Source organism: Pseudomonadota bacterium, assembly GCA_036339585.1.
GTDB lineage: Bacteria > Pseudomonadota > Alphaproteobacteria > UBA8366 > UBA8366 > UBA8366.
In genome coordinates, this window is record JAYZAS010000021.1 from 85,760 (window position 1) to 102,869 (window position 17,110).

Below are 17,110 nucleotides of genomic sequence, written 5' to 3' on the forward strand. Positions count from 1 at the left end.
ACGAAACGCGTATGCTTCATCCGAGGAAATAACAAAAAAGCTATATTTAAACGGCAATATACTACTTTATGGCATGATGGCAAAAACGGACTTACCGTTAAGTAGTATTCAGAACGTTCCTGCTCGTTTTACCCAGGATTGTCGGGTAGCGTCGTCAATTTTAAGGCTGACGGTAATTTACAAAAGTTGTTCGGGGCTGCCATGACCAAAGCTATGAAGAATTTGCTGAGCTTAGACCTACGAAATGCGTAGCGTATATTCACCCAACTTTGGTCCGCGCCGCAGAAATACACCAGTCGATATGTTAGTGTTTCATTACACGGGGATGCAAACAGCGCAATCTGCCATTAACAAGCTATGCGATCCCGATTCAAATGTAAGCGCGCATTATTGTATAGACGAAAACGGCCTTATCTTTTCATTAGTAGATGAGAGCAAACGTGCGTGGCATGCAGGTGAGAGTTACTGGCGCGGGGAAACCGATATTAATAGTCGCTCAATCGGCATTGAAATCGTAAATCCAGGGCATCATTTCGGTTACTGTTCCTTTCCAGAGAGTCAAATGAACTCTGTTGTAAATCTCTCTAAGGATATTCTGTCTCGTTTTTCTATTCCCGCTTGGAATGTTGTAGGCCATTCTGATATCGCACCCGATCGTAAAATAGACCCAGGCGAATTTTTTGACTGGAAAAAACTCGCGGCTGCGGGAGTTGGTGTTTGGCCAACACCCAGAGCTTCCAAATTATGCAACTTAAAATTAATGCTTACTAACTACGGTTATGACAGCGAGGCATACAATACGATTGCAGCTTTCCAAAGACATTTTCGCCCGTCTGCAATAACTGGCAAAGCCGATGAAGAGAGTTGTCGGATTGCTGCTGGGCTACTCGAATTGGTTACTTAATTTTGACCTTTTTCATTTCGTAATGCTAGCATCTTCCTTCAAAAACACGCATAATATTATCTGTGCCAGATGGCCGTATGGCTGCCTTTCGACAATGGGGAAACTCGTCGAGGGGAGGAAAGTCCGGGCTCCATAAGAACACGATGCCGGGTAACACCCGGCGGGGGAAACCCTAGGGAAAGTGCCACAGAAAGGAAACCGCCAAACAATGCCAAGCAGTGTTATGGTAAGGATGAAAGGGTGTGGTAAGAGCGCACCGCGGCATTGGTAACAGTGTCGGCATGGCAAACCCCATTGGGAGCAAGACCGAATAGGAGTGGCTAATGCGAGTTCTTACGCCGCTACTCGGGTAGGTCGCATGAGGCGCTTGGTAACAGGCGTCCCAGATGAATGGCCATACGTCAAATTTTTGACGACAGAACCCGGCTTACAGGCCATCTGGTGCATACCCATGTGAGCCGAATCAAACAAATTGTGCACCATAACCCCGATTATTTCTCTGTAGTTACCATTTTTATTTACTCACCTTCAGCAGAACAAAAGAAGAATACTTGTGGGTTTTTTGATGACGATCTTTAAATATAGCTTCAGAATACTAGGATTTGTGAATGAAATTTCCAAATAACAATATTGAGTAGATAAAATTTATTGTAAAAAGATAAGTTTTACCGGCATATTTACTTAAGAATTGTTGACTTCCCATAAAAACCCATGATATCCCATACCATCCCATGCAGAAGGCGCGGGTGTATTGTTATGCTTTCAAGGCAAAAGTTCAGCGAGGACAATACAGAGGCTGGAGAAAATGGCGCTATTTATTTCAGAGCAGACAAATAAGGTGGATAAAAAAGGTCGAGTATCAGTTCCGGCCCAATTTCGATCTGCGCTTGGCGAAGCCCTGTCGTTGGGTATTGCTGCATTTCCATCTTTCAGCCTCCAAAAACAAGCTATCGATGTTTGGCCATTAGCTAGGTTGGAACAACTACAAAACAGCTTGGATGCAAATTCTGATCGTTTTACGGCGGGTCAAAAAAATCTGGCTCAGCTGATATTTGCTGATGCCAGACAATTGAGCTTTGACGACAATGGTAGAGTGTTATTGCCGCCTTTGTTGCTTGAATCCGCTGGAATTAAGGAAGAGGCATTGTTCGTTGGCCAAGGTCGCACCTTTCAAATTTGGTCGCCAGATCGCTACACGCCCTACAAAGCCGGAATAGAAAGCTTGGTTTCTGATGGCGAAAAGTCACTTTCCATATTTCCTTCTGCTGAGGTGCACGGTTGATGAAATTTTCCCACCAACCAGTAATGCTGTGCGAAATGCTGCAGGCTCTAAATCCTGTTGATGGCGAGACATATTTAGACGCAACCTTTGGCGGTGGTGGCTATTCAAAAGCAATCCTTAGTAAGGCTACTTGCATGGTTTGGGCAATCGACCGGGATCCAGATGCCGTAGCGCGAGCATTAAAAATGTCAGAGCCAAGGCTCACAATTCTCCATGGGAATTTCGGCGACATGGAGAATTTGTTGTCTGACCATAGGATTGAGCGACTAAATGGCATCGTCATGGATCTTGGAATTTCCTCACCGCAAATTGATGATGCAGCGCGCGGTTTTTCTTTTCGTTATGACGGCCCGCTTGACATGCGTATGAGCCAGGAGGGGCCGACCGCAGCAGAACTCATCAACGAAGCCGACGAAGAGAATCTCGCTGGAATTATAAGAATCTTTGGAGAAGAACGCTTCGCGCGCCGCATAGCGAAGGCAATAGTTGCCGCGCGAATTCATAAATCCATTAAGAATACCCACGCACTTGTCGATATAATAAAATCTGCGGTGCCAAAAACTAAAGACGGGTTAAATCCAGCAACGCGCACATTTATGGCGCTCCGCATTTATATAAATGATGAGCTTGGTCAGCTGGAACGTGCGCTTGATGCTGCTGAGCGGCTTCTCGCTCCAGGGGGGCGGCTAGTAGTTGTTTCTTTTCACTCGTTGGAGGACCGCCGAGTCAAGCAATTCCTAGACTCGCGTACGGGCCACGGCATCTCGAGATCACGTCACCTGCCACCGATTGATGTTGAAAATAAACCCACTTTTTATCAAGCAAAACGTCAGGCGCTGAAACCCTTAGAGAATGAGATCGAGGTTAACCCGAGGGCACGATCAGCACGGCTCCGAATTGCGCATCGCACGGATGTCGCAGCAGGTGGATTTCCACCTTTCCAAACCTCATCCATCCAAATTGGAGCATCAGCATGAAAACCTTAAGCCTTACAGTTTGGCTCACACTCGCCGCTATGACTGGTTATGCAATGTTTCACGTAACATTCGAAGTTGAACGGTTGGAGTCAGAACTGAGAGATGTCAATCGGCTTTCTGAAAAGGGAAAGGACGAAGTTCATCATTTGAAAGCAGAATGGAGCTATCTCAATCGTCCCGACCGGTTGTCTGAATTAACGCGGAATTTTCTCCCAGATTGGGCTCCGCCTGAGACCGATCAAATTATTGCAATTGACAATTTATCTGAAAATTTAGCCGATAGAAAAAAACCCTCAAAAACAAAGTCAAACATGACAAAAACAAAGCACGGTTCAAAAAAGCCAGAAAGGCGACGCTATGCAAAACACTGATGGAAGAAAAGGATATCCTTTCATTCGTTCTGGGGGTGTCAATAAGCCAGCTGGGATACGCACTATTAATGATAGTTTTCAACCATTTCATGCTGCCATCGAAACTGGTCGCAACCGACTCTTAATCGCGGCAACCGTAATCAGCCTTACCTTTGCCGCCATTGGTACCAAACTTGTCGAACTATCGATTCTTGATAACGCTGGTAAAGTTGCTAGCAAGAACGGCACACATGCTACTAAGCGCCAAGCGAGGTCAGACATATTAGATCGCAACGGTAACGTTCTAGCAACCGACTTGACTATGGCCTCACTATATGCGGACCCTTTCAACATTATTGAGCCAGCGAAGGCTGCTGCTGCGATAACTGGCATATTACCGGAACTTGATGCAAATAAGGTGCTCTCACTTCTTAAACGTGAGCGCAGGTTCGTCTGGATAAAACGCCATCTTAGTCCTAGACAGCAACAAGCAATACATCAGCTCGGAATTCCCGGACTTGATTTCCGGCGCGAATATAAGCGCGTTTATCCACACGGCACACTTATGGCGCATGCGCTAGGTTACGTCGACATTGACAATAATGGCATTGCGGGCATTGAAAAAAGTTTCAATGTACGCCTTCGAAAGGAAAATCGTCCCATACACCTATCATTAGATGTACGAGTACAGCATAAGCTGCGCACTGAACTTTTAACTAGCATGGCACACCACCAGGCAAAGGGAGCCGCTGGATTGGTGCTCGATGTAACTAACGGCGAAATTATATCGATGGTCTCACTTCCAGACTTCGATCCTAATATACCCGGGAAAGTTTTAGATGGGCGACACTTTAATAAAGCGAGTCTTGGTGTTTATGAGTTAGGCTCCGCTTTCAAAATTCTAACCTCTGCCATTGCATTTAATGAGGGCATAATTACTTTTCGTGACGGTTACGACACCAGCAAGCCTATACGCATTTCTGGTTTCACTATAAGAGATCACTATGGCAAAAATCGCTGGTTATCTGTGCCGGAAATTTTTATTTACTCTTCAAATATTGGGGCTGGTCGTATGGCTCTGGATATAGGGGCTAAAACCCAGCAACTATATTTTGGAAGACTTGGCTTGCTCGAACCGGCCGACACTGAGCTGCCGGAGATAGGGTTACCTATTATTCCAACTAATTGGAGCCGCACTCAGGCTGTAACAATTGGTTTTGGTCACGGAATATCTGTCAGCCCACTGCAATTGTCTGCATCAGTGGCAGCATCCGTTAATGGGGGTGTTTTCTTCCAGCCTACATTTATAAAGCGGAGCGAAAAAAATCTTTTGGATGGTGGCTTACGCGTCTTTACCGAGGCGACATCAAGTAAAATACGACGTTTGCTAAGACTATCGGTGCTTGACGGAACCGGAAAAAATGCGGATGCGAAAGGTTATCTTGTTGGCGGCAAAACAGGAACTGCCGAAAAGAAAATAGGGGGTGGCTACAGTAAAGATATGTTGATTTCATCATTTGTAGGCGTCTTTCCCATGACAAAGCCGCGTTACGCTATCTTCGCGATGCTCGATGAGCCCATCGGCACCAAAGAGACATTTGGACGTGCCACGGGTGGTTGGGTTGCGGCGCCTATAGTCAAACGAGTAGTTGAACAAATTGCGCCAATTTTGAGCATAGCTCCTCTTGACGAAGACAGCCAAATAATCCGGCGTACCCTTGCTATAGACGAGTTCCAATCGAAAGTGGAGGCACGTACGCTTGCATCTTTCAAAGCTCATTGAAAAAGAAACGACTAAACTGCGACAAGGCTGGACCGACGTAGAGATAAGCGGCCTTAGTGCAGATAGCAGAAATATTCGGCCGGGGAATTTATTTGCTGCAATTCCCGGTGCTGCAATTGATGGACGCCGTTTCATAGACGAGGCAATTGCCAAGGGTGCAAGTGCAATTTTGGCACCACCGAACACACATCTCGATGCCTCACACAAAAAGATACCGCTTGTGATCGAGGCAAACCCACGCCGCGCGCTTGCTAAAATTTCTGCCCGTTTCTTTAATACCCAACCCAAAACAACGGTCGCTATCACCGGCACTAACGGAAAAACCTCGGTAGCTCATATCACACAACAACTATGGAACAACCTTGGGAAGAAGGCTGCAAGCCTTGGTACTTTGGGTGTAGTTGGATCTTGCAACCTAAACCTCAGCAAGCTTACCACGCCGGATCCTGTAGAGCTCCATCGTTTGCTTCACAAGCTCGCCTCGAAAAGAATAAATCACCTAGCACTTGAGGCCTCGAGCCATGGCCTCAGCCAATACCGTCTTGATGGCGTCGTTATTCAAGCAGCTGTCTTTACTAACTTTAGCCGTGATCATTTAGATTATCACAAAACTATGGCCGCTTATCTAAACGCCAAGCTTAGGCTTTTCCACGAATTAGTATGCGATGGCGGAACCGCCATTGCTTACTCCGGCGCTCCCGAGGCTGCTATCATAGAATCCATTGCTAAGCGAAAGCGCCAGAATTACATAAGTTACGGATCAGTTTCTGCGGATATTTCAGTTGTTGAGAAATATCAGACGAATGAGGGCTGGTCCGCAAACATTCAAGCATTCGGGAAGACCTATCCAGTGATGCTAGGTTTTGCGGGGGGATTCCAGATACAAAATCTGCTCGCCGCAATAGCTTTGGTGCACTCAACTGGCACACCACTGGAAAATATCATCCCTAAAATTGAAACACTCACAGGAGTGCCGGGTAGGATGCAACGCGCTGGCAAGTCGATCGCCGGCGGCACAGTTTATATTGACTATGCCCATACGCCCGATGCTCTCAAGAATGCTCTCTTTGCATTACGGCCTCTTATTGCGAACAAACTTATATTAATTTTTGGCTGTGGCGGCGATCGTGACATTGGAAAACGCACTAAGATGGGTGCAATAGCTTGCCAGTTTGCTGACCGAGTGATTGTTACTGATGACAATCCCAGAACTGAAGATGCTGCTGCCATCCGTCGCAGTATATTGAAAGGATGTGCAAGTGCCTGCGAAATAAGCGACCGACGCGAAGCCATTGAAAATACTATTGCTCAATTAGAATGTGGTGATGGGCTCTTGATCGCTGGGAAAGGCCATGAAACGGGCCAGATAATGGGCAATGAAGTATTACCGTTTAATGACCTTGAAATAGCTAAAGCTGCGTTAGGGGGTGCCACGTGAGTACCCTTTGGACACATACGGAGGCATCAAAAGCGACAGGCGGGAAAGCGTATGGCGCTTGGCAAGCAAACGGTGTGTCAATCGACAGCAGGACTGCCAAAGCCGGTGACCTCTTCGTTGCGATTAAAGGACTAAATTCCGATGGTCATGATTATGTAACCTCAGCAATCGCCCGAGGTGCAGCCGCAGCAATGGTCACTAAAAGGCGTGCAAATTGGGACAAAAATATGCCGTTATTAGAGGTGCCAGATGCTAATTTGGGACTTTCTGCTTTAGGCCAATTTGCACGACAGCGACTCAGCAAGAAAGGGCGTATTATTGGTGTCACAGGAAGCGTTGGTAAAACCGGAATAAAAGAAGCGCTTCGGCATTGTTTGAGCCAACAAGCTCCTACTTCTGCGACTAAAGGAAATCTAAATAATAAATGGGGACTGCCGCTCAGCCTTGCGCGCATGCCGGCTTCAACGGTGTATGGCATTTTCGAAATAGGCATGAATTGCTCTGGAGAGATCTCTTCGCTTTCCAAGATACTGAAACCCGAAATAGCAATTATCTCAAACATAGAGGCGGTTCACATTGAATTTTTTGACAGTGTTGGCGACATAGCCAACGCGAAAGCTGAGATCTTTCATGGAATGGGAAAAAACGGGATTGCAATTCTGAACCGCGACAATCACTATTTCAAAAAACTCGAAAATCACGCCGAAATTGCCCATCTCTCTGAAGTAATCAGTTTTGGCAGCAGTAAAAATGCAGATGCTCGGCTACTGAATTTTAATCTTGAAGCAAACTTCACTACAGTCCAAGCAGATATCTTCGGTGAGATTTTAAAATATCAGATCGGAGTGCCAGGAGACCATTGGGCCCTGAATAGCCTAGCCGTTCTGGCCGCTGTGAAAGCCAGCGGTGGCAATATTTTTCTTGCCGCAGATTCACTCCGTGAAATGCCCCAACTCAAAGGGCGTGGCGAACAAACTAAAATTTCAATGCCTGATGGCGATTTCATTCTCATCGATGAAAGTTATAATGCTAGCCCTGTTTCAGTTCGAGCTGCACTCAAAGTGCTGTCGAATATGCAGCCGGCTCCACCTGGTAGAAGAATAGCTGTTCTTGGCGATATGCTTGAGCTGGGCGATTGCTCTAATAAGCTTCACGCAGAACTCGCAGTCGAAATTGAAGAAGCCGGCGTAGACGTTGTTTTCACCGTTGGAAACAGAATGGCAGCGCTAGCAGAAAAACTGCCTGGCCAGATCATCTCATGGCATGAAATTACCAGCGATAAAATCATTCCTAAGGTTGTAAGTGAGGTGCGAGCCGGAGACGTCATCACGATCAAAGGCTCATTTGGAAGCCGCATGGGCCTAGTTGCAGATGCACTGAGAACTCTCTGCAAAGATAAAAGAGAGGAATTTAAATAGATGCTTTATAACCTCCTCGCCCCACTCGCCGATGATTTTGGGCCGCTAAATCTTTTCCGTTATCTGACCTTTCGCACAGGTGGTGCGATAATGACTGCGCTGATAGTCAGCTTCATACTTGGCCCAACTATAATCATGTGGCTCAAAGGACGACAAGAAGGAGCGACTAATATCCGGGAAGATGTGCCTCGAGGGCATTTAAAAAAAGCGGGCACGCCAACGATGGGAGGCTTTCTCATCCTAATTGCTATTTTAACTAGCACGCTTCTTTGGGCTGACTTAAGCAACACCTATGTTTGGCTGGTTATATTGGTAACATTAGGCTTCGGGGCAATCGGATTTGCTGACGATTATTTGAAATTAACAGAAAAAACTTCAAAGGGTTTGGAGGGGCGCACCAAGCTAGCATTAGAGATTTTGATAGCAACCGCGGCTGCGTACTGGCTAACTTCACTTACTCCCACACCCCTTGATAAAGGGCTTACTATCCCATTTTTCAAAAATGTCCTGATTGATTTGGGCTGGTTCTTCATCCCTTTCGCTGTTTTTGTTGTAGTTGGAGCTTCAAATGCAGTGAATTTGACTGATGGCCTGGATGGCCTTGCTATTGTGCCCGTGATGATAGCTGCTGGCTGTTTCGGCATCATTTCATATTTGGTTGGACACTTTGTCTATTCTGGTTATCTGCAAATTTACCATCTACCCGGAACAGGTGAATTGTCGATCTTCTGTGGAGCCCTTGTCGGGGCCAGCCTCGGGTTTCTTTGGTATAATGCGCCGCCAGCTATGGTGTTTATGGGAGATACCGGCTCACTCGCTGTAGGTGCCGCTCTTGGTGTCCTCTCCGTTGTTACGAAACACGAACTAGTTCTTGCTATTATAGGCGGCCTATTTGTACTCGAAACGATTTCGGTCATGGTGCAAGTCATCTCATTCAAACTAACTGGCAAACGAGTTTTCGCTATGGCACCTCTGCACCATCATTTCGAGAAAAAGGGGTGGGCAGAATCAACAATTGTCATCCGATTTTGGATTATCGCGATGGTTTTGGCATTAATTGGCCTCTCAACTTTAAAACTGCGTTAAGGAAACTTTCTAAAGAATTATGATTGACCTTTCATCACACAGCGGCAGAACTATTGCATTGATGGGGCTTGGAAAGTCTGGCCTAGCGACTGCTCAAAGACTTTGTGATGCAGGCGCAAAAGTATTAGCGTGGGACGATTCTGAAATCGCAAGGAAAAACGCAACGGATGCCGGCATCCCAATTTCCAACCTCATGTGTGATGATTGGACAGAAATAGATCACTTAATTCTAAGCCCGGGCATACCACATACCCATCCGAAGCCACACGCTGCTGCCATCGCAGCGAAAAAAGCAGGTAAAAAGATAATTGGAGACATAGAACTTCTGATTCGTGCCAACAAAGAAGCACGTGTGGTGGCAATTACTGGCACTAATGGGAAATCAACCACGACGGCATTAATCGGACATATTTTAAAATCTGCGGGCATTGAGACTGGTATCGGTGGAAACCTTGGAACACCCGCCCTTGATCTGCCCGCATTAAATACGAAGGGTGTGTATGTGTTAGAACTATCCTCTTATCAGTTGGAGCTTACTCCATCACTATGCCCCCAAGTCGCCGTCTTGCTAAATATTTCTCCCGACCACCTCGACCGTCACGGTGGATTAGAGGGCTATATTGATGCCAAGAGCCTTATATTCAAAAACCAATCAATTGATGACACAACATTAATCGGCATAGACGAGGCAATCGGTAAAGATTTATATGACGATGCCATGGCGAGGAATGAGCAGCAGGTCATTCCTCTCTCTGGGCACCAACAAGCTCAAGGTGGCATTTTTGGTGTAGATAGAGTGCTTTACGATGACCGCAACCATCTCAAAAAGCCAATCGTTTCACTTCACGGTAGTAACAACTTACCTGGCAACCATAATGTCCAAAATGCAGCAGCAGCAGCGGGCACTGCACTAACACTTGGGCTCACACCAAATATCATTGCCGATGGCATACGAAGCTTTCCTGGTCTTGCCCACCGTCAACAATTAGCAGCAACTATTGATGGTGTGCGATATGTTAACGACAGTAAGGCGACAAATGTAGACGCTGCCGCTCGTGCATTACATTCGTATAAAAAGATTTATTGGATAGCAGGAGGACTTGCCAAAGAAGGTGGTCTTGATAGCCTATTGGATAAGATTAGTGCAGTCCGACATGCATTTCTTATAGGTGAAGCGGAACGAGAATTTGAGAAGGCGCTCAGAAATAAAGTTCCTGTCACATGCTGTGGTAAAATGGAAACGGCAATTTATGCAGCGCACAAGCTATCCCATCGCGAACGACTCTCAAATGCAGTCGTGCTATTGTCGCCCGCATGCGCCTCCTGGGACCAATATAGCAGCTTCGAAGAACGTGGTTCCGAATTCTGCCGATTGATAGCTCAATTGCCCGGAACTGAAAGAGAAATTTACTGGAGTGGCGATATGGAAGGCTCAGCGTGATGTCTGCTTTCGCCCGCTCAGATATATCTGTGCTTGGCCGTTGGTGGTGGACTGTAGATCGCCTATCCCTTTTGGTTGTTGTCGCATTAGCTGCTTTTGGCCTTTTACTGGCAGCCTCAGCTAGCCCGTCCGTGGCGGAACGCCTAGGCCTTGACTCCACCTATTTTCTCAGACGCCAGGCACTCTACCTATTTCCAGCTTTGTTATTAATGTTTTTCATCTCTCTTTTGAATATCACTCAGGTTCGGCGGCTTGGCCTGTTAATTTTTGCGGGATCCTTCGGTTTACTTTGTGCAACCCCGTTAATTGGCACAGAGATCAATGGGGCGATACGTTGGATAAGCATTGCAGGCTTTTCCTTGCAGCCGTCTGAGTTTATCAAGCCCGGTTTTGCTATTTTTTCAGCTTGGATTTTTTCAATTAGCAGGCTGCGGGCAAACATGCCTGGCGCTAGAATTGTCTTTTATAGTTATGCGTTGGTTGTTGCTTTGCTGATGGTTCAGCCAGACTTGGGCCAATCGGTTATCGTAACTGCTATTTGGTTTTCACAGTGGTTCCTTGCAGGCTTACCGACAACCATGATTTGCGGGTTAATATTGTTGACTACAATATTTCTGTTTGGCGCTTATTTATCTTTCCCACACGTAACCAGTCGCATTGATCGGTTTTTTGACCCTAAGACAGGTGATACCTATCAAATTGATAAGGCATTGGAAGCATTCACAAATGGCGGGATTCTAGGAACTGGCCCGGGACAAGGAATTGTTAAAACACGTCTGCCCGATGCGCACACAGATTTTATATTCGCTGTGGTTGGCGAGGAATACGGTCTTATTGCGTGCCTCGTCTTGGTGATAGCATTTGCCTTTGTTGTTCTTCGCGGACTATTCCGCCTGATGCGTGAAACAGATCTCTTTGTTGTATTGGCCGCAGCTGGATTGCTTGTACAATTTGGAATCCAAGCACTCATAAATATGGGTTCCACAGTCAACCTCCTGCCAACTAAGGGTATGACACTACCCTTCATTTCCTATGGCGGTTCTTCACTGTTTGGATTAGCTGCTGGAATGGGAATGGCGCTAGCCTTAACTCGTGCTCGTCCTAGAGGTGTAGAATGAAGAGAACTGAAAAAACAGTTGTTCTTGCTGCCGGCGGCACTGGAGGACACCTATTTCCAGCCGAAGCTTTGGCTGAACAATTGGGACGCCAAGGGGTTCGTTTGAGCTTAATTACTGACAAGCGTGCGACAGAAATCAGCGGCGCACTTGCTGAAGCAGACATCTACCGTATCAGTGCATCCGGTGTTAGCGGACGTAGTATATTTCGCCGTCTATGTGCCATTTTTGGCCTATGTCTTGGCTTCATTCAAGCGATACTATTTCTGCGCACGATTAAACCAGATGTTGTGGTGGGGTTCGGGTCATATGCATCTTTTCCTACAGTGGCAGCCGCAACATTACTAGGTTGTCGCACAGTCATCCACGAACAAAACGCCATACTTGGCCGTGCAAATCGATTTTTGGCTCCAAGAGTAACGCGAATAGCTACCGCCTTTGAATTTGTTTCAAATCTAAAAGCAAAAGACCGACGGAAAATGGTGTGGACAGGAAATCCGCTGCGCCCCGACATAGTCGCAATATCGCATAAGCCGTACCCAAAATTCGACCAGAACTCAAATATCAACATATTGATTTTTGGCGGAAGTCAGGGCGCGACAATTTTTTCAAATATTATCCCTAAAGCTTTGCTGCTTCTACCACAAGAAATGATGATACGAATTCGCGTCGTCCAGCAATGCCGAGAAGAAGATGTGGCCAGAGTTCAGAAAATTTATAGAGAAGCGAATATAGAGGCAATTGTTGAACCATTCTTCAATGATATCGCAACCCACATTAATTGGTCTCACCTTGTAATCTGCCGAGCCGGTGCGTCTACACTTGCGGAATTAGCCGCGGCTGGAAGGCCAGCGATTTTAGTGCCTTTTCCCCATGCCATAGACGACCATCAGACACGTAATGCACAAGGTCTCTGTGATGCAGGAGGTGGATGGATGATTGCACAAGATGCTTTCACCGCCAAGACACTAGCGAGCCGCCTCGAAGCACTCTGTTCAATCGAACACACACTCGCAATGGCAGCTGAGTGCGCGACCAAAATAGGTGTGTCAAGCGCTGCGGAGCGACTGTCGAGTTTAGTTATGGAAACATTAGAGTCTGACCAAATAAGCCGGACAGAGAAGAGGCCTGCTATATGAATGCCTTACCTCTTAATATTGGAATGGTTCATTTCGTTGGGATAGGGGGAATCGGTATGTCCGGCATCGCCGAAATACTCCATAATCTAGGGCATCAGGTGCAAGGCAGCGATATCTCGGAAAACCAAAATGTCAGCCGTCTCAGGGAGTTAGGGATTAAAATTCATGTGGGGCACCACGAGGACAATATTAATCAAGCCAGCGTAGTTGTGATTTCTTCGGCTATCAAAATTGAAAATCCAGAAATCGCAGCAGCCCGCACGCGCCGCATTCCAGTGGTCCGTCGCGCTGAAATGTTAGCTGAATTAATGCGCCTTAAATCGTCAATTGCAGTTGGCGGTACTCACGGAAAAACTACTACTACATCAATAATCGCTGCAGTTCTTGATGGTGCAGGGCTTGATCCTACCGTTATAAATGGCGGCATAATAAATTCTTATGGAACGAATGCACGACTTGGAGATGGAAAGTGGATGGTGGTTGAGGCTGATGAGTCCGATGGAACCTTTATCCGTCTGCCTGCTACAATCTCCGTAGTCACCAATCTTGACCCGGAACACCTCGATTTCTATGGTGATTTCGAGACCGAAAAAGATGCTTTCCACCGCTTCATAGCGAATATTCCCTTCTACGGATTTGGAGTTCTTTGCATAGATCATCCAGAGGTCCAGAATCTGATAGGCAGAATCTCGGATAGGCGTTTGGTTACCTATGGCTTCAGCCCACAAGCAGAAGTACGCGCAATCAATCTGGTGCCGGCGGCTGATGGTGTTGCATTTGAAGTCATGATTACGCGACCGGAAGGGTCAAAGCATTTTGCCAATCGCATATGTTTGCCAATGTTTGGTGAACACAATGTTCTTAATGCACTAGCTGCCATCGCAATCGCCATAGAGCTTGAGATTAATGAAAAAGTAATTTTGAGAACACTAGCCGGTTTTGAAGGAGTTAAGCGTCGCTTCACAAAAATAGGTGAACCAGGAGGCGTTGCGATTGTCGATGATTACGGGCACCATCCAGTTGAAATTACTGCAGCACTAAAAGCTGCCCGTTCAGCGAGCGAAGGAAATATCATCGCAGTAATCCAACCGCACCGCTATAGCCGTGTTAAAAAGTTGTTTGAAGAATTTTGTACCTGCTTCAATGATGCGGATACAGTAATTATTGCTGATATTTATTCTGCAGGTGAACAACCTATTCCCGGGATAGACAAGTTGGCCCTTGTTGATGGCATCAAATCACGCAGCCATAGAAACGTTTTGGCCTTGGAAAAGCCTAGTGAATTACCCGCGCTGATACATTCAATTTCTAATGCAGGCGATCTAGTTATTTGCTTGGGGGCAGGTAACATCACTAAATGGGCCGCGAGCTTGCCTGATGCCCTCGCTGAACACCAAGCAGCCGCAGGGAAGGTAGATTGATGATAATGTCTCGAACACATAGGAGGAAAAATACACCCGAATACCTCCCTCCTGTGCGTGGAGAATTACTTTTTGGCGAGGACTTGGCTCGTTATGCTTGGTTTCGAGTAGGTGGTCCTGCCGAAATTCTTTTCCGCCCGGCCGACACCAAAGATCTGCAAGAGTTTCTGCAAAATGTACCTGCAAAACTCTCAATTACTGTTATCGGGGTCGCGTCAAACCTCCTTATACGTGACGGAGGCGTTCCTGGTGTAGTGATACAGCTACGAAAACCATTTAATACTATTTCGCTTACCAAAGATGCCATCACAGCGGGGGCCGGAGCACTTGATATAAGTGTTGCACGATATGCGCTTTCCAATGGACGCAAGAATTTAGAATTCCTGTCAGGGATTCCTGGCACCATCGGTGGAGCACTACGCACGAATGCAGGTGCTTATGGTTCTGAACTTAAGGATATTCTTATCAACGCGGAAGCTATTGATCGAGAAGGCAATATACATACGGTAAACAATGATGAACTTCAGCTCACTTACCGCCACTGTCACGCACCTCAAGATTGGATATTCCTCAAAGCGAACTTGGCTGCAGTGCCCGGTAAAAAGGAAAAAATAGCTGCTAAAATGTCCGAAATCGCTGAAGCTCGTGCGCATAGTCAACCAATAAGACAACGCACGGGAGGTTCGACATTTAAAAATACTTTAGAGAAACCAGCTTGGCAGCTCATCGATGAGGCTGGATGCCGTGGCCTGCGCGTGGGCGAGGCGCAGGTTTCTGAGCACCACTGCAACTTCCTTATCAATTGCGGCCACGCGAAAGCATATGATCTGGAACACCTTGCCATCGAAGTGCGCCGCAGAGTCCAGGAACAATCCGGAGTACTGTTGCAATGGGAACTTGATCGAATTGGTCTTGAAGAAGAGGAGGCCAATTCATGAGCCAAAACAAAGATAAACATATAGTAGTATTAAAAGGGGGTTGGTCTGCCGAACGAAAAGTCTCATTAGACAGTGGCAAAGCATGTGCCAGCGCACTAAGGACAATAGGCTACAGGGTCACTGAGATCGATATCAAACGCGACTTGACCCAATTTTTAAACGCTCTCAAACCCAAACCGGATATCGTTTTCAATGCGCTTCATGGAAGATATGGTGAGGATGGCTCAATATCCGCCATTCTAAATATCCTTGAGATCCCCTATACACATTCTGGGCTGCTACCTTCAGCGCTAGCTATGGACAAATTCCAAGCTAAACGGCTACTGCTAACAGCTGGGATACCGTTTCCAGCCGGTACTATTACCGACCGCGAAACCCTTGCCTGTCGTCTTCCTATTGATCCGCCGATTGTTGTAAAGCCAATAAACGAAGGCTCAAGCGTAGGAGTCCAAATCATTCGTGAAAATGCATCTTTTGTCGATTTTGATCAATGGCAAGAGGGCCAAAAATTATTAGTTGAAGAATTCATCCCTGGACGGGAACTAACAGTGGCAGTAATGGGTGATAAAGCTCTGGGAGTCACCGAACTACAGCCTAAATCAGATTTCTATGATTTTGAAGCAAAGTATACTGATGGGAAAACAGTGCATAAGTGCCCCGCTCTTATCGACGACAATGTCTCAGCTGAAGCAATGAAATACGCAGAATTAGCGCATAAAACCCTTGGCTGTAGGGGGATAAGTAGATCCGACTTTCGTTACAATGATACTGCTGGAGAACCCGGGAAACTTTTTATGTTAGAGGTCAATACTCAGCCTGGCATGACTTCACTTTCCCTTGTACCAGAGCAAGCTGCTATGGCTGGCATAACTTTTGCTGGGTTAGTTGAGTGGATGGTAAAGCAAGCGAGGTTTGATTAGTGAGACGCAATAGGGATAAAAATTCCAGTAAGAATGCTGAGAAAATTCGATCTATTCAGCGTGAAAGGGCTTTAATGGTTCCTTTGCGCGCGAAAACAATGCTTCTCTCAATTACAGCTCTAGTCATTCTAGTTAGCTGTAGTGCTGGTATAGCAGTAATTCGGTATACAGGGGCGGGTAATGCTCTGTTTGAGGCGGTTAATCAAATTAAGAAGAATACTGCGACCACACTTGGACTTACTATTAATGAGGTTTTAGTCACCGGCAGAAATGAAATATCTCGGAGTAAACTGATTACAATCCTGAACGTTCGTCGAGGGGACCCTATCCTGGGGTTTGACCCGCACGCCGCACGGGAACGGCTGCTATCTATTGGCTGGGTTGCAGATGCGGATGTCCAGAGGAGATTACCAAATACCATATATGTGCGTATTACTGAACAAAAACCTGCTGCCATATGGCAACATAATGGAAAATTTAAATTAATTGCCCGGGATGGCAAAGTAATTAGCAAGAAGATTTCAACACAGCATAGAGCTTTGAAGGTGCTAGTCGGAGAGGACGCGCCAACATACGCAGCACAATTAATAAAAATGCTCGAGACAGAGCATGATTTAATGAAGCAAGTCACACACGCAACTCGAGTTGGCTCTCGTCGTTGGAACCTACTTCTTAAACAAGGAATTGATGTACGACTACCAGCTGAACATGCCGAAACAGCATGGCGCTATCTGGCAACTTTGCAGCGAAATCATCAGATCTTGCAACAGGAAATTCGGGCGGTTGACTTACGTATACCCAATCGATTGACGGTTCAGGTCTTGCATAAAAAAACGAGCACACGAGCTGGGAATGAAACATGAGCCCGAACGAAACAGTATGTGAACATAGGAGTTAA

General features: G+C 46.3%; 15 protein-coding genes and 1 other RNA gene. All 16 read left to right on the forward strand.

The features are described 5' to 3' along the window. Window positions 1-244: 244 nt before the first annotated feature. The 16 genes from VX941_12020 (at window position 245) to VX941_12095 (ending at window position 17,075) form a co-directional block, all read left to right on the forward strand. The gene (locus VX941_12020; protein MEE2934132.1) at window positions 245-904 is read left to right on the forward strand and encodes an N-acetylmuramoyl-L-alanine amidase; all 660 of its coding nucleotides are present in this window, start codon (window positions 245-247) and stop codon (window positions 902-904) included. 65 nt (window positions 905-969) lie between these two features. Next, window positions 970-1,350: RNase P RNA component class A (rnpB, locus tag VX941_12025), an RNA gene on the forward strand. 359 nt (window positions 1,351-1,709) lie between these two features. Next, on the forward strand, window positions 1,710-2,186 hold the full coding sequence (locus VX941_12030) for a division/cell wall cluster transcriptional repressor MraZ (protein ID MEE2934133.1): 477 nt from the start codon (window positions 1,710-1,712) through the stop codon (window positions 2,184-2,186). Beyond that, complete coding sequence (gene rsmH / locus VX941_12035; GenBank protein MEE2934134.1) at window positions 2,186-3,163, forward strand: 16S rRNA (cytosine(1402)-N(4))-methyltransferase RsmH; 978 nt, start codon at window positions 2,186-2,188, stop codon at window positions 3,161-3,163. The genes VX941_12030 and rsmH overlap by 1 nt, the downstream gene beginning before the upstream one ends. Next, complete coding sequence (locus VX941_12040) at window positions 3,160-3,534, forward strand: hypothetical protein (GenBank protein ID MEE2934135.1); 375 nt, start codon at window positions 3,160-3,162, stop codon at window positions 3,532-3,534. The genes rsmH and VX941_12040 overlap by 4 nt, the downstream gene beginning before the upstream one ends. Next, the gene (locus VX941_12045) at window positions 3,521-5,296 is read left to right on the forward strand and encodes a penicillin-binding protein 2 (GenBank protein MEE2934136.1); all 1,776 of its coding nucleotides are present in this window, start codon (window positions 3,521-3,523) and stop codon (window positions 5,294-5,296) included. The genes VX941_12040 and VX941_12045 overlap by 14 nt, the downstream gene beginning before the upstream one ends. Next, entirely contained in the window at window positions 5,274-6,734 is a 1,461-nt protein-coding gene (locus VX941_12050; GenBank protein MEE2934137.1) for a UDP-N-acetylmuramoyl-L-alanyl-D-glutamate--2,6-diaminopimelate ligase, read from the forward strand. Before VX941_12045 ends, VX941_12050 begins: the two co-directional genes overlap by 23 nt. Then, entirely contained in the window at window positions 6,731-8,152 is a 1,422-nt protein-coding gene (gene murF, locus VX941_12055) for a UDP-N-acetylmuramoyl-tripeptide--D-alanyl-D-alanine ligase (protein MEE2934138.1), read from the forward strand. Before VX941_12050 ends, murF begins: the two co-directional genes overlap by 4 nt. After that, window positions 8,153-9,238 carry a phospho-N-acetylmuramoyl-pentapeptide-transferase gene (gene mraY, locus VX941_12060; GenBank protein MEE2934139.1) on the forward strand — a complete coding sequence of 362 codons (1,086 nt, stop codon included), beginning with the start codon at window positions 8,153-8,155 and terminating at the stop codon, window positions 9,236-9,238. Window positions 9,239-9,257: 19 nt separating this feature from the next. Next, window positions 9,258-10,679, forward strand: a complete 1,422-nt coding sequence (murD, locus tag VX941_12065; GenBank protein ID MEE2934140.1) for a UDP-N-acetylmuramoyl-L-alanine--D-glutamate ligase — start codon at window positions 9,258-9,260, stop codon at window positions 10,677-10,679. Further along, complete coding sequence (ftsW, locus tag VX941_12070) at window positions 10,679-11,797, forward strand: putative lipid II flippase FtsW (GenBank protein MEE2934141.1); 1,119 nt, start codon at window positions 10,679-10,681, stop codon at window positions 11,795-11,797. Before murD ends, ftsW begins: the two co-directional genes overlap by 1 nt. Then, window positions 11,794-12,933 (forward strand): undecaprenyldiphospho-muramoylpentapeptide beta-N-acetylglucosaminyltransferase, encoded by a 1,140-nt coding sequence (murG, locus tag VX941_12075; GenBank protein MEE2934142.1) that lies wholly within the window; start codon window positions 11,794-11,796, stop codon window positions 12,931-12,933. The genes ftsW and murG overlap by 4 nt, the downstream gene beginning before the upstream one ends. Then, a complete protein-coding gene (gene murC, locus VX941_12080) occupies window positions 12,930-14,354 on the forward strand; it encodes a UDP-N-acetylmuramate--L-alanine ligase (GenBank protein MEE2934143.1) in 1,425 nt (474 codons plus the stop codon). The genes murG and murC overlap by 4 nt, the downstream gene beginning before the upstream one ends. Window positions 14,355-14,359: 5 nt before the next feature. Beyond that, window positions 14,360-15,292 (forward strand): UDP-N-acetylmuramate dehydrogenase, encoded by a 933-nt coding sequence (gene murB, locus VX941_12085; protein ID MEE2934144.1) that lies wholly within the window; start codon window positions 14,360-14,362, stop codon window positions 15,290-15,292. Then, a complete protein-coding gene (locus tag VX941_12090) occupies window positions 15,289-16,212 on the forward strand; it encodes a D-alanine--D-alanine ligase (protein MEE2934145.1) in 924 nt (307 codons plus the stop codon). Before murB ends, VX941_12090 begins: the two co-directional genes overlap by 4 nt. After that, window positions 16,212-17,075, forward strand: a complete 864-nt coding sequence (locus tag VX941_12095) for a cell division protein FtsQ/DivIB (GenBank protein MEE2934146.1) — start codon at window positions 16,212-16,214, stop codon at window positions 17,073-17,075. The genes VX941_12090 and VX941_12095 overlap by 1 nt, the downstream gene beginning before the upstream one ends. The last annotated feature ends 35 nt before the right edge of the window (window positions 17,076-17,110 follow it).